We start from the raw sequence: 12,662 nt of genomic DNA, 5'->3' as shown, positions 1-12,662 counted from the left end.
CCGCCAAAAGCACCATAATCGCCTGCTCTTTGTATCTAACAGTTTTCGCGAGGACGGCGTGTCTAAAGGTGTTGCGTTATCGGTCTTGGCCTCGGTGCTGTTTGCCGTGATGTATTACTTCACATCCCTGCTGACGCCCTTGAGTGGCCTGGAGATTTTCGGCTGGCGCATGTTGCTGACCGCGCCCTGCATGACGGTGTTCATGATCGTCAGCGGCGAATGGCGCCGCGTGTGGGACGTGCTGCGGATGTTGGCGGCCAAACCACGCTTGATCGTCGGTGTGCTGCTGTCGTCGGCACTGCTGGGCGCGCAGTTGTGGCTGTTCATGTGGGCGCCGCTGAATGGGCGCAGCCTGGACGTGTCGGTGGGGTATTTCCTGCTGCCGCTGAGCATGGTGCTGACCGGGCGCCTGGTGTATGGCGAACATCTGTCGCGCCTGCAACAGATTGCCGTGGTGTTCGCCGCTATCGGCGTGCTGAACGAGTTGTATCGGGCTGGCGGGTTTTCCTGGGCGACGCTGGTGGTGGTCATCGGCTACCCGGTGTATTTCGTGGTGCGCAAGTACCTGACCACCGACCACCTGGGCGGCCTGTGGCTGGATATGGCGCTGATGCTGCCGGTGGCCTGGTGGTTCGTGCAAAGTGGCGACCAGGGTTTCGCGGTGCTCGACGCCCAGCCGAGACTGTATGCGTTGATTCCCATCCTGGGCTTGATCAGTGCCTCGGCACTGGTGAGCTACATCATCGCCAGCCGTTTGTTGGCATTCAGCCTGTTCGGGCTGCTCAGTTACGTGGAACCGGTATTGCTGCTGGGTGTAGCGTTACTGCTGGGCGAAGGGATCAAGGACGGGCAATGGTTGACCTATATTCCGATCTGGTTGGCGGTGATGGTCCTGGTGTACGAAGGGTTCAAGCACCTGGTGCGTCAGCGTAGAGCCTGAAAGCGGGCGCAGGCGGTCTGGCTGCCGGCTCAGCCGGTTCTCACCGTGGTGCTTGCAGGGCGCACCGGCGCGATCTGCTCAAGACCATCAGCCAACCCTGTCAGTACTGTTCGGGTAGTACCGTAATACGGGATCTCGCCTTGGGCTTGCTCACCGAGGTTTTCCAGTTGCGCGTCCATCGTTTTCTGGTCCACGCCGAACAACTTGCCGATCCGGTTATCCCTGTTCAACTCAACCAATGTGCCGCTCCCGGGATTGGTCAATTGGGTCTCAAGGGAATGTGCCACATCCTCGGGAACCCCCAATGCTGTCAGCGCCTTGCCAAGGCCATGGCCTGGGTTTCTGAGTTGCTTGAGGAGTTCTTCGTAGAGTCCGTTCAAGTCGTTGGCGCCAACGTTGTCGAGCGCAACGCTCGTCACCGTCTGGCGGTATTGATCGAATGAAAGCAGTTGCAGCGGCTGATCATCGTTCAAAGCGTTTTTCACGAAGTAGAAACCGTCACGGGCTGCGCCATGCAGGTTTCCATAGGCGTCGTACTTATAGATAACCTCCTTGCCGTCGGTGCGCTTCCCTATGTAAGTCGCGCTGCCATCGGGCGCAAGATTGTAAAGCCGAGTACCGGTCAAACCCTTGACGGGAGCCGGTGGCACGCTGCCTGTTCCGCTCAGATACGTGAAGACATCGCCTTTGACCCGAGCGAAACTGCCCACCACTGCATTGATATCGTTATCGGCAAAGTCAACCAGCCTCTGCCTGACCCGTTCGACCTGCTGGGGCGCCCTATCGTTGGAAAAGTGCCGCGCAAAACTATCCAGCTCCTTTGGGTCGAGGGCCATCGTTTTAACCCAGTCGGTCAGTTCCTCGCGGTCTTTGAACTCATAGAATGCATACTGGCCCTCCTCCGGTACGTACAGCAGGAAATTGGGGCCCTCAGCCGTGACAGGCACGCGCTTGATCATCAGAATGTCATTGGCTTGAACCCCATCGACCGCGAACGTAGACACCTGCACCCCGGGTGCCCCACGCGTGCCTGGATACACGACCGCATCCACCAGCTTCTTGCCTTCGACACTCAGGACATCATCGCGAAATGCCTCATCGGCTTCATCAATGAACCGACGGCGGGCCTGGTCACTGCGCTGCAACGTCTGCGCTGCGGGAGCTGGATCAGGCGGTTTGGATGTGACGGTGGGCGCCGGTGGGTGCCCAGGCAAAGATGCAATATTCATCAGAAAACCTCTTTAATCAGATGAAGATTTCCCTACATCGGACGCGACCGGCTACCTGCGTCACTGTCCTCTTTGTGGAGGGTCTCGCCCAACCGGTTCCGTTGTCCTGCCGGCCATGGTCAACCTATACAGCGCATACAAAAAAGCCCGGCAGGGAAGACTCCCGGCCGGGCTTTCAAGTATTGCGAACGAGTCGATCAGTCCGCCGTCAACACGCCCCGGCGCACCTGGTCACGCTCGATCGATTCGAACAGTGCCTTGAAGTTGCCCTCACCAAAGCCGTCATCGCCTTTGCGCTGGATGAATTCGAAGAACACCGGGCCCATCAGGGTTTCCGAGAAAATCTGCAGCAGCAGGCGTTTGTCGCCCTCGATCGACGAACCATCGAGCAGGATGCCGCGTGCTTGCAACTGATCCACCGGCTCGCCGTGGTTCGGCAGGCGGCCTTCGAGCATTTCGTAGTAGGTGTCCGGTGGCGCGGTCATGAAGCGCATGCCGATCTTCTTCAGTGCGTCCCAGGTCTTGACCAGGTCGTCGGTCAGGAACGCCACGTGCTGGATGCCTTCGCCGTTGAACTGCATCAGGAACTCTTCGATCTGGCCCGCGCCCTTGGATGACTCCTCGTTCAGCGGGATGCGGATCATGCCGTCCGGAGCGCTCATGGCCTTGGACGTCAGGCCGGTGTATTCGCCCTTGATATCGAAGTAGCGCGCTTCACGGAAATTGAACAGTTTCTCGTAGAAGTTGGCCCAGTAGACCATGCGCCCGCGATAGACGTTGTGGGTCAGGTGGTCGATGACTTTCAAGCCCGCGCCCTGGGGGTTGCGGTCCACGCCTTCGAGGTACACGAAGTCGATGTCATAGATCGAGCTGCCTTCGCCGAAACGGTCGATCAGGTACAACGGTGCACCGCCGATGCCCTTGATGGCAGGCAGGTTCAGCTCCATCGGGCCGGTTTCGATATGGATCGGCTGGGCGCCCAGCTCCAGTGCGCGGTTGTAGGCTTTTTGCGAGTCCTTGACGCGAAACGCCATGCCGCAGACCGACGGGCCGTGTTCGGCCGCGAAATACGATGCAAGGCTTTCAGGTTCGTTGTTGAGGATCAGGTTGATTTCGCCCTGACGGTACAGATGGACGTTCTTGGAGCGGTGGGTCGCGACTTTGCTGAAGCCCATGATCTCGAAGATCGGCTCCAGGGTGCCAGGGGTCGGCGACGCGAATTCGATAAATTCAAAGCCCATCAGGCCCATCGGGTTTTCGTATAGATCTGCCATGATTTGGCGCCTCATCATTCTTGTGGTTAAGCGGATTTCAATTGCCGGCAAGGATGAGGTGCAACGGTGGCGCGCAGGAGAGTCCTCGCACGCTGCGGGCGAGGAAGTCACCGAAAATGAGGGGGGAGCCGAGTAGCTTCATGGTTACATCAGTCTCTGACAGCCGAGGCCTGCGTGAGCGCAAGTCCATATTCTTGTATGCGTAAATCGATTCTACACAGCGTAACCTGATTTGTCCTATTCCTTATCAAATCCCTATGCCTTGGCGGTTGCAAGAGGTTTATTGCACCGGTAGATGCCCAGCAGAATCAACACGGCGCCGACATACATCACAGGCGTCAGTCGCTCGTCGAGCAGCAGCGCACTGCTGATCACGGCGGTCAGCGGGTTAAGCGCGATAAAGGCGCCGGACCGCGTCGCGCCAATCCGACGAATACCGTCGTAATAGCCGATATAGGCCAAGGCCGAGCCCAACACACCGAGGTAAACCAGGCTAAGCCATTGAACAGGCTGGATCGCCGCCAGCCGCTGCAGCGTGAAAGCACCCATCAGCGCACTCGTCACCGTCAGCATCAAGGTGCCCAGCAGGATTGACCAAGTGACGGTCTGCAAGGGGCCCAGGCTCTGGTTGAGGCTGCGCGAGAACAACGAATAGACGCCCCACCCCACCACGCAGCCAAAGATCAACCCATCCCCCAGCCAGGCGTGGGCCGCGCCCTGCAGCAAGTTCGGGTTGCGGCTGACGATCACCAGCCCCGCACCGCCCAGGCACAGCAGAATGCCCGCAGCACTCCCGCGTTCCTTGAACAACAGCCAGGCCGCCAGGCCAATCACGGCCGGATTCAAGGCGACGATCAATGAGGCACGCGAAGCATTGGTGTAATGCAAGCCATAGAAAAAGCAGAGGTTATAGAAATAGATGCCGAAAAAGCCCAACACCGCCAGCTGTAGCAATTGCCAGCGGCTGGGGCGTGCCAGGGGAACCCGCGCCACGGCCAAAAACGCCAGCAACGCCAGGCTCGCCAACAGAAAACGCACACTTGCGGCCAGTAAAGGGTCGACGTCAGGCGCCAGGTAGCGTCCTGCGACAAAAGTGCCGCCCCAAATGACAGTCACGGCGACCAGTTTCAGGTAGGTCAGATGATCATTCATACGCGTTCAAGCTCCTCAAGGGCTGGGATGCGCGTATTCTTCGGCTAATGATCCGTCATCGTAAAATGAGTAAACGTTCATGACCCTTACCCAGCTTGAGATATTCTCTCTGGTCGCCGAGCTCCAGGGCTTCACCAGCGCAGCCCATCGTCTCGGGATCAGCCAGTCGGCCGTGTCCCATGCGATTCGGTCCCTGGAGCAGGAACTGGGCGTCGAGCTGTTGCATCGTCATCAGGCCCAAGTGGAGCTCAGCGACATCGGCCGGCAACTGCTGGCGCGAGCAAGGGCGATGCTGGGGCTGGCCAACACCCTGCGTCAGGAGGCCGCCGATGCCCGGGGCATGCGCACCGGCACCCTGCGGATCGGCTCATTCGGGCCTACCTCATCGATGCAATTGCTGCCCAAGATCCTGCAGGGTTATCGCGCCGCTCATCCGGGGATCGAGGTGCATATCCACGAAGGCCCGGATCGACAAGTGATCCAGTGGCTGGACAATCGGCGTATCGATGTCGGGTTCGTGGTGCTGCCCCTGGAGCGCTTTGATACCGTCCCACTGATGCAGGATCAGATGGTGGCATTGCTGCCTGCCGGACATCCCCTGGCCCAGGCCCAGGCCGTCAGCCTGGAACAACTGTGCAGCGAGCCCTTTATCCTCACCGAAGCCGGCTCGTCCGAACTGGTTTCACACCTGTTCAGCAGCGCAAGGCTGAGCCCGAATGTGCGCTTTCACTGCTCGCAGTTGATCAGCACGCTGGATACCGTGGGTCGTGGAGACGGCGTGACCGTCGTCGCCGAGGCGTCTTTGCCCCCGGCAACCGACAGCCGCTACGTGACGCGCCCTCTCCTGCCCCGCGTCCCGCGCGAAATCGGCCTGGCGGTACTGGACCGGCGCGAGTCATCCCCGGCGACGCTGGCGTTTATCGAATGGGCGCGCAAGGTGTTATAGCGCTGCAGATTTTATTCAGGCCCTGCAAGCATCCCTCTGAGTTGCCATCTATCCTCGGCAATGCATGCCTTTTCACTCTGTTACCGGCCATCCTCTATGCCCCTGACCGCCAAAGGTCCACGAAGCCCAACCACTCGCTACCTGATCAGTGGCCTCAGCGCATTGCTCCCCATTTTACTGGGGGTGCCGATTCTGCATTGGCAGGCCGAACGCACCCTGCAGAAAAGCACCGAACGGACCGCCCAGGAGGCCGTGCGCCAATTCGACCTGATGCTCGATAACACCGACCTGGCCGCGCGGGCCTTGCTGCCCTTGGCCGGCCAGCCCTGTGATAACGCGGTGCAATTGGCACTGCGTGAACAAGTCACCCGCCGGCCGTTCGTACGGGCGACCACCTTGTCTTTCCAGCGCAATATTTATTGCAGCTCGTTGTTTGGGAGCAATTACGAGTCACCGGTCAACCCCGAGGATTACGTTGCAGGACGGCTTTGGTTGATGAATGGCAACCCGGTCACACCGGACACCGCCCTGCTGGTGTACCGCCTTACAGACGGCGACAAAGGGGCCTTTGCCTCCATCGACGGCTACCACCTGACCAATGCCTTGCGCCTGATCAGTCGTTACGCGGGGCTGATTCTGCAGGTCGGCCCTCACTGGCTGGCAGCCGATGGCAGCGTTCACACCACGCCACCTCCGACCTTTGCCGTGGCCCATCAACATCTTGTTTCCCAGCGTTATCTCTACAGCGTGGAAGCCGGCATGCCTGACGGCGAAATCCTGCGCTACATGCAGGAACGTTACCCGGCGGTGTTCAGCCTGGTGGTGTTTTTCGGTGTGCTGGCCGGCGTCCTTGCGCACTGGTTGCAAAAGCGCTCATCGGCTCCCACCCAAGAGCTGCAACGCGCGCTGGGCGCCCATGAGTTCATAGCCTATTACCAGCCCGTCGTGCGTGGCGATACCCGGGAGTGGGCCGGCTGCGAAGTGCTGATGCGTTGGCAGCATCCTAAAGAGGGGCTGGTGCGGCCCGACTTGTTTATTCCGTTGGCCGAGCATTCCGGCCTGATTGTGCCGATGACCCGCGCGCTGATGCGCCAGGTCGCTGCGCAACTGGCGCCGCATGCCGCTCGCTTCGCGCCAGGCTTTCATATTGGGGTGAATATCACGGCCCGTCATTGTGAGGACCTGGCATTGGTGGAGGACTGCCGCACGTTCCTCGCCGCGTTCCCACCAGGCCAGGTCATACTCGTGCTGGAATTGACCGAGCGTGAGTTGATCCAGCCTACCGATATCACACGCCGCTTGTTCGAGGCGTTGCATGAACTGGGGGTGATGATTGCCATTGATGACTTCGGCACTGGCCATTCCAGCCTGGGTTATTTGCGCAACTTCAATGTCGACTACTTGAAGATAGACCAGAGTTTCGTCGCGATGATTGGCCAGGATGCACTTTCACGGCACATTCTGGACAGCATCATCGAACTGTCCGGCAAGCTCGACCTGGGCATTGTGGCCGAAGGGGTGGAGACGACCGAGCAATGTGAGTACCTGACGGCACAAGGTGTGGATTTTCTGCAAGGCTATCTGTTCGGCAGACCACTACCGGGTGAAGAGTTCATTAAATCCATGCGCAGCCATTGATTAGCCATCTAATCCGGAATGAAAGAATGTTATTTAGGCAAAAGACATGATTTACTCGTGATGCATTAACTACTACAATTTTTCCTGCCTGTGTTGAACTCGCAGGAAGGCTTGTTTCTTGAGTCGCCAACACTCTTGGCTTATAGCGTTATCTTCAGTCGATATCAGCCAAATACACTATTGGAGTACAGATTTTGTCCAGACTCGCCGAATTTCGCGCAGCAGAAAAAGCCCTTCAAGAGCAGCTCGCCCAGCTGGAATCCCTGAAGAACGATGCTGGCCTGAAGAAAGAAATCGAATTCGAAGAAAAGCTACAAGGGCTGATGAAGACTTACGGCAAAGGCCTGCGCGATATCATTGCCATCCTTGATCCGAACTTTGGCAAAGGCACTGCAACTACTGCGGCCGCACCAAAACAGCGCCGCGCACGCGTGGTCAAGGTCTACCACAACCCGCACACCGGCGAGCTGATCGAAACCAAAGGCGGCAACCACCGCGGCCTTAAAGCCTGGAAAGAACAGTACGGCGCCGCCACTGTAGATTCCTGGCTGCGCGGCTGATCAAAGCGCACTAACAAAGAGCCCCGCTTATGCGGGGCTTTTTTTGCTTAATCGTTCGAAAGCGAACTTAACAAAGGTTTCACTGTGTTCAAAGTCGCGCGTGCAGCGCGCTTAAAGTTTCAGGCTACCGCGTACTGAATTGACTTCATCCTTGCTTGCCTCGTACACCTGAGCCTGGCCGGCGAATGAAAAAACATACGCCTTATCGGTATCAACAGCGCCGACTAAGGTTTGCGACAGTACGTGCCGTCCATTCTCGGTAATCACGCAAGTAGTCTCCAGTGCGTCCAGGCGACTCAGTGTTGTAGGGTGCATTTTGCTGCACACGCTTTGATAGCCGCCCTGGGCAAAATCTTTCTGGATGGATTTACGCATCTCCAGCAGCACACCTTGAAGATTAACTTTATGGCCCGCCTCTATCGGCGTAGCGGTCAACTCCATCACCATCAAGGTCGAGCCATTTTCATCATTCTTGATCGCCCGCTGCCGGGTCACGGCCTGGGGAGTGACAGGCGCGTCGCTATCGGGTGCGACCTCCTCGATCTGCCAGCCGCTGGGCCAATGAACCTGTGGATCAGCCGCCAGCACCCACGGGCTGCCCAACAGAAAACCCACAGCACCTAACAGCGGTTTACGAAATGCGATCATTGCAAGGAACATCCAGAATTCAAGCGTTGAAGTTTGAGCCTGAGACCCGCAGGTCGCAAGGCCCGCGCGGGCTTTTTCATTTGGCGCACCAAGCATGGCTTGCGTATCATGACGCAGCTGCAGGGATGCTTGCCGCAAGCCAAGGAACCGCTCGGCCCCGCTGACCTCAAACGGGTGTCGAGTTTGCCCCATTTTTTTCTGGAGGGCCCATGAGCCTGCACGATCTGAACACTTTCCCAGGCGTCACCGCCCAACCTGACACCGCCACGTCCAACTTCGTGTTCAACCACACGATGCTGCGGGTCAAAGACATCACCAAATCGCTGGATTTCTACACCCGCGTCCTGGGCTTCTCCCTGGTTGAAAAACGCGACTTCCCGGAAGCCGAATTCAGCCTGTACTTCCTGGCCCTGGTGGACAAGGCCCAGATCCCGGCAGACGCCGCTGAGCGCACCCAGTGGATGAAGTCTATTCCCGGCATCCTGGAACTGACCCATAACCACGGCACCGAAAACGACGCCGATTTTGCGTACCACAACGGCAACACCGACCCACGTGGCTTTGGCCATATCTGCATCTCGGTGCCGGATATCGTCGCCGCCTGCGAACGCTTCGAAGCCTTGGGCTGTGATTTCCAGAAGCGCCTGAGCGACGGCCGCATGAAGAGCCTGGCCTTCATCAAGGACCCGGATGCCTACTGGGTCGAGATCATCCAACCCGCGCCGCTGTAAAGCTTTCACGCATAAAAAACCCCATGAGCAATCATGGGGTTTTTCGTTAATGCGCCAGGGTTCAGGCCGGAGCGGAGGTACGGATCAGGTGATCGAACGCGCTCAGTGAAGCCTTGGCGCCCTCGCCGACCGCAATCACGATCTGCTTGTACGGCACAGTGGTCACGTCGCCGGCGGCGAACACGCCCGGCAGTGAGGTTTCGCCACGGGCATCGACGATGATCTCGCCACGCGGTGTCAGTTCCACGGTGCCTTTGAGCCAGTCGGTGTTCGGCAGCAAGCCGATCTGCACAAAGATACCTTCCAGGTCGATGGTCTTGAACTCACCGCTGTCGCGATCCTTGTACGCAAGGCCGGTCACTTTCTGGCCATCACCCTTGACTTCGCTGGTCAGCGCGCTGGTGATCACGTCAACGTTCGGCAGGCTGTAAAGCTTGCGTTGCAATACGGCGTCGGCGCGCAGCTTGCTGTCGAACTCAAGCAAGGTGACATGGCTGACGATGCCGGCCAGGTCGATGGCCGCTTCAACGCCGGAGTTACCGCCGCCGATCACCGCCACGCGCTTGCCTTTGAACAACGGGCCATCGCAGTGCGGGCAGAAACACACGCCTTTAGCCTTGTATTCCTGCTCGCCTGGTACGCCCATTTCACGCCAGCGGGCACCGGTGGCCAGAATCACGGTCTTGGACTTGAGGACCGCACCGCTTTCAAAACGGATTTCGTGCAGGTCACCGGCAGTTTTCGCCGGGATCAAGCTGCTGGCGCGCTGCAGGTTCATGATGTCCACGTCGTACTGACGCACGTGGGCTTCCAGGGCGCTTGCCAGTTTCGGCCCTTCGGTTTCCTGCACTGAGATGAAGTTCTCGATGGACATGGTATCCAGTACCTGCCCGCCGAAACGTTCAGCGGCCACACCCGTACGGATGCCTTTACGGGCAGCGTAGATGGCGGCGGATGAACCGGCTGGGCCACCACCGACGACCAGCACATCAAACGCGTCTTTGGCGCTGATTTTCTCGGCGGCTTTTTCGGCGCCGCTGGTGTCGAGCTTGGCCAGGATCTCTTCCAGGCCCATACGCCCTTGGCCAAAATTCACCCCATTGAGGTAGACACTGGGCACCGCCATGATCTGGCGTTCATCGACCTCAGCCTGGAACAGCGCACCGTCAATAGCGACGTGACGGATGTTCGGGTTGAGCACGGCCATCAGGTTCAGCGCCTGGACCACGTCCGGGCAGTTCTGGCAGGACAGCGAGAAGTAAGTCTCGAAGCTGAACTCGCCTTTGAGGGCGCGGATCTGTTCAATCACTTCGACACTGGCCTTCGACGGGTGGCCACCGACTTGCAGCAGGGCCAGCACCAACGAAGTGAATTCATGGCCCATCGGGATACCGGCGAAACGCAGGCTGATGTCGGCACCCGGGCGGTTGATGGAGAACGACGGCTTGCGCGCATCATTGCCATCGGTTTTCAGGGTAATCAGCGTCGTGAGGCTGGTTACGTCCTGCAAAAGAGCAAGCATTTCCTGGGATTTCGCGCCGTCGTCGAGGGAGGCGACGATCTCGATCGGCTGGGTGACCCGTTCCAGGTATGACTTCAACTGAGCTTTAAGATTGGCGTCCAACATACGGGCGATTTCCTATTAATTCGGTTTATTGCAGACAAAAAAACGCCCGAGCGAATCTCGCCCGGGCGTTTTGAGGGGCGGTTGCAGCTTACTGAGTCGGTGCGGAAACCCGCCCTTGATACTTCACAGACTTAGATCTTGCCGACCAGGTCCAGGGACGGAGCCAGGGTGGCCTCGCCTTCTTTCCACTTGGCTGGGCACACTTCGCCTGGGTGGGCAGCAACGTACTGTGCAGCTTTGATTTTGCGCAGCAGCTCGGAAGCGTCACGGCCAACACCGCCGTCGTTCAGTTCAACGATCTTGATCTGACCTTCCGGGTTGATCACGAAAGTACCGCGGTCCGCCAGGCCGGCTTCTTCGATCAGTACATCGAAGTTGCGCGAGATGGTCAGGGTTGGGTCGCCGATCATGGTGTACTGGATTTTGCCGATGGCTGGCGAAGTGTTGTGCCAGGCAGCGTGAGCAAAGTGGGTGTCGGTGGAAACGCTGTAGATTTCAACGCCCAGTTTCTGGAATTCAGCGTAGTTGTCGGCCAGGTCTTCCAGTTCGGTTGGGCAAACGAAGGTGAAGTCGGCTGGGTAGAAGAACACTACCGACCATTTGCCTTTCAGGTCAGCGTCGGTCACATCTACGAAGCTGCCGTTTTTGAATGCGGTGGCTTTGAACGGTTTTACTTGGCTGTTGATGATAGGCATCGGTGACTCTCCGTCAGGGGTTAAGAAGTTGATGAAGTGAATCCTACCCACTCTCTCGTTCGATGGCTCATTGGCAAACCTCATGCTGACGATTGCTTTTGCCTATCAGGCGGCCATATCAATAGAAGAAATCTCAAAGCAACGCTGACGTCGCCAAGGTCATGCCGAGAAAGGGCGTCGACTCAACATAGCGCATGGCCGATTTCATGTCGCTCCAGCCGACGTAACTCATCAATGACTTCAAGTCCCAACCGCTGCGATGCGCCCAGGTCGCGAAACCCCGGCGCAGGGAGTGACTGGTATAGGCGTCAGCAGCAATGCCTGCACGTTCCAGGGCCTGGCGCAGTAGCGGGATGACACTGTTAGGGTGCAACCCCTCCTCACCCAGGTTGCCCCAGCGGTCTATGCCCCGAAACACCGGGCCGGCCACCAAGGCCGAGGCGCTCAGCCATTCACTGTAGGCCTGCACCGGGCACAGGCGTAGCAACGCCGGCGTCTGGTAGGTCTTGCCAAGGTTTTCCCGGTCGCTCTTGCTGCGCGGCAGATACAGGCTGATGCCCGCTCCCGGCACCGCGTGCACGTACTGGATTTGCAGGCGACACAATTCATCGCTGCGAAACCCGCGCCAGAACCCGAGCAGGATCAGCGCCGTGTCGCGCTTGGCGCGCAGTAAACGTGGCAGGTCCTGAGCCTCGCTCGCCCGCTTCGCCTCGGCCTCAAGGGCGGCAATCACCTGCTCAAGCTGCTTGAGCTGCAACGGTTCGGCCTGTTTTTCCCGCGCGGGATGCACGGCGCGAATACCTTTGAGCACCTTGCGCACGACCGGCGCCTTGGTGGGGTCGGCAAAACCCTGGCTGGTATGCCACCGCGCCAACGCCGAGAGACGTAGCTTCAAGGTGTTGACCGCCAGCACTCCGGCATGGGCCACCAGGTAACGGGCGACGCTGTCGCTGGTCGCCGGCAGGAACCCGCCCCAGCTGACTTCGAAGTGCTCGATGGCGGCACGATAACTGCGCCGCGTGTTATCGCGGGTGGCGGCGTTGAGATAACGGTCCAGATCGCTCATGAGTTGCCTATTTGACGGCTGCTTGTACTGCTGCGGCGCGTTTCAGGGATAAAAACGGCGTTCACACGGGATAATACGCCAATATCCCATCTGTTGAATCGTGAATTTAAACAACGTTTTGTTCGTGATATAGTACGTAAATACATACCATGTACC

At 58.5% G+C, this 12,662-nt stretch carries 12 protein-coding genes; 5 read left to right on the top strand and 7 right to left on the bottom strand.

The genetic code is table 11. The annotated features are described in order from the left end of the window. The first annotated feature begins 58 nt into the window (after positions 1-58). The gene (rarD, locus tag MJP36_RS16190; RefSeq protein ID WP_205343891.1) at positions 59-940 is read left to right on the top strand and encodes an EamA family transporter RarD; all 882 of its coding nucleotides are present in this window, start codon (positions 59-61) and stop codon (positions 938-940) included. A 29-nt stretch (positions 941-969) separates the two neighbouring features. On the opposite strand, the gene MJP36_RS16185 is transcribed toward rarD, so the two are convergent. The 3 genes from MJP36_RS16185 to MJP36_RS16175 form a co-directional block, all read right to left on the bottom strand. Continuing rightward, positions 970-2,169: a dermonecrotic toxin domain-containing protein gene (locus tag MJP36_RS16185; protein ID WP_244383442.1), complete on the bottom strand. Its 1,200-nt coding sequence runs from the start codon at positions 2,167-2,169 to the stop codon at positions 970-972. Positions 2,170-2,366: 197 nt separating this feature from the next. After that, positions 2,367-3,443 carry a 4-hydroxyphenylpyruvate dioxygenase gene (hppD, locus tag MJP36_RS16180; protein WP_060752980.1) on the bottom strand — a complete coding sequence of 359 codons (1,077 nt, stop codon included), beginning with the start codon at positions 3,441-3,443 and terminating at the stop codon, positions 2,367-2,369. A gap of 255 nt (positions 3,444-3,698) precedes the next feature. After that, positions 3,699-4,595, bottom strand: a complete 897-nt coding sequence (locus MJP36_RS16175; RefSeq protein ID WP_244383441.1) for a DMT family transporter — start codon at positions 4,593-4,595, stop codon at positions 3,699-3,701. 79 nt (positions 4,596-4,674) lie between these two features. Here MJP36_RS16175 and MJP36_RS16170 point away from each other — a divergent pair, with 79 nt between their 5' ends. The 3 genes from MJP36_RS16170 to MJP36_RS16160 all read left to right on the top strand — a co-directional run bounded on the left by MJP36_RS16170 (position 4,675) and on the right by MJP36_RS16160 (position 7,739). Further along, entirely contained in the window at positions 4,675-5,541 is an 867-nt protein-coding gene (locus MJP36_RS16170; RefSeq protein WP_244383440.1) for a LysR family transcriptional regulator, read from the top strand. Between the two features lie 96 nt (positions 5,542-5,637). Next, positions 5,638-7,179 (top strand): EAL domain-containing protein, encoded by a 1,542-nt coding sequence (locus MJP36_RS16165; protein WP_244383439.1) that lies wholly within the window; start codon positions 5,638-5,640, stop codon positions 7,177-7,179. A gap of 194 nt (positions 7,180-7,373) precedes the next feature. Continuing rightward, the gene (locus tag MJP36_RS16160) at positions 7,374-7,739 is read left to right on the top strand and encodes a histone-like nucleoid-structuring protein, MvaT/MvaU family (RefSeq protein WP_104993851.1); all 366 of its coding nucleotides are present in this window, start codon (positions 7,374-7,376) and stop codon (positions 7,737-7,739) included. A gap of 111 nt (positions 7,740-7,850) precedes the next feature. Here the strand turns inward: MJP36_RS16160 and MJP36_RS16155 are convergent, their stop codons facing one another. After that, positions 7,851-8,387: a DUF4946 domain-containing protein gene (locus MJP36_RS16155; RefSeq protein WP_198761381.1), complete on the bottom strand. Its 537-nt coding sequence runs from the start codon at positions 8,385-8,387 to the stop codon at positions 7,851-7,853. A 209-nt stretch (positions 8,388-8,596) separates the two neighbouring features. Between MJP36_RS16155 and gloA the strand changes: the two genes are divergently transcribed. After that, positions 8,597-9,118, top strand: coding sequence for a lactoylglutathione lyase (gene gloA / locus MJP36_RS16150; protein ID WP_161548012.1), 522 nt, complete (start codon positions 8,597-8,599; stop codon positions 9,116-9,118). A gap of 61 nt (positions 9,119-9,179) precedes the next feature. On the opposite strand, the gene ahpF is transcribed toward gloA, so the two are convergent. The 3 genes from ahpF to MJP36_RS16135 all read right to left on the bottom strand — a co-directional run bounded on the left by ahpF (position 9,180) and on the right by MJP36_RS16135 (position 12,506). Continuing rightward, entirely contained in the window at positions 9,180-10,745 is a 1,566-nt protein-coding gene (gene ahpF, locus MJP36_RS16145) for an alkyl hydroperoxide reductase subunit F (RefSeq protein WP_060752974.1), read from the bottom strand. A gap of 131 nt (positions 10,746-10,876) precedes the next feature. Continuing rightward, on the bottom strand, positions 10,877-11,440 hold the full coding sequence (gene ahpC, locus MJP36_RS16140) for an alkyl hydroperoxide reductase subunit C (protein WP_003191303.1): 564 nt from the start codon (positions 11,438-11,440) through the stop codon (positions 10,877-10,879). Positions 11,441-11,573: 133 nt separating this feature from the next. Beyond that, positions 11,574-12,506, bottom strand: coding sequence for a site-specific integrase (locus tag MJP36_RS16135; RefSeq protein WP_244383438.1), 933 nt, complete (start codon positions 12,504-12,506; stop codon positions 11,574-11,576). Positions 12,507-12,662: the final 156 nt, after the last annotated feature.

The organism is Pseudomonas palleroniana (assembly GCF_022836895.1).
In the GTDB taxonomy this organism is placed as follows: domain Bacteria; phylum Pseudomonadota; class Gammaproteobacteria; order Pseudomonadales; family Pseudomonadaceae; genus Aquipseudomonas; species Aquipseudomonas palleroniana.
The sequence above is the reverse complement of the archived record's forward strand: the minus strand, read 5'-3'. Positions and strand labels throughout refer to the sequence as shown.

Excerpts from the sequence above, each read along its gene's own strand:
- MJP36_RS16185 (WP_244383442.1), bottom strand. The coding sequence starts at position 2,169 with ATGAATATTGCATCTTTGCCTGGGCACCCACCGGCGCCCACCGTCACA.
- hppD (WP_060752980.1), bottom strand. The coding sequence starts at position 3,443 with ATGGCAGATCTATACGAAAACCCGATGGGCCTGATGGGCTTTGAATTT.
- MJP36_RS16175 (WP_244383441.1), bottom strand. The coding sequence starts at position 4,595 with ATGAATGATCATCTGACCTACCTGAAACTGGTCGCCGTGACTGTCATT.
- MJP36_RS16170 (WP_244383440.1), top strand. The coding sequence starts at position 4,675 with ATGACCCTTACCCAGCTTGAGATATTCTCTCTGGTCGCCGAGCTCCAG.
- MJP36_RS16165 (WP_244383439.1), top strand. The coding sequence starts at position 5,638 with ATGCCCCTGACCGCCAAAGGTCCACGAAGCCCAACCACTCGCTACCTG.
- MJP36_RS16155 (WP_198761381.1), bottom strand. The coding sequence starts at position 8,387 with ATGATCGCATTTCGTAAACCGCTGTTAGGTGCTGTGGGTTTTCTGTTG.
- gloA (WP_161548012.1), top strand. The coding sequence starts at position 8,597 with ATGAGCCTGCACGATCTGAACACTTTCCCAGGCGTCACCGCCCAACCT.
- ahpF (WP_060752974.1), bottom strand. The coding sequence starts at position 10,745 with ATGTTGGACGCCAATCTTAAAGCTCAGTTGAAGTCATACCTGGAACGG.
- ahpC (WP_003191303.1), bottom strand. The coding sequence starts at position 11,440 with ATGCCTATCATCAACAGCCAAGTAAAACCGTTCAAAGCCACCGCATTC.
- MJP36_RS16135 (WP_244383438.1), bottom strand. The coding sequence starts at position 12,506 with ATGAGCGATCTGGACCGTTATCTCAACGCCGCCACCCGCGATAACACG.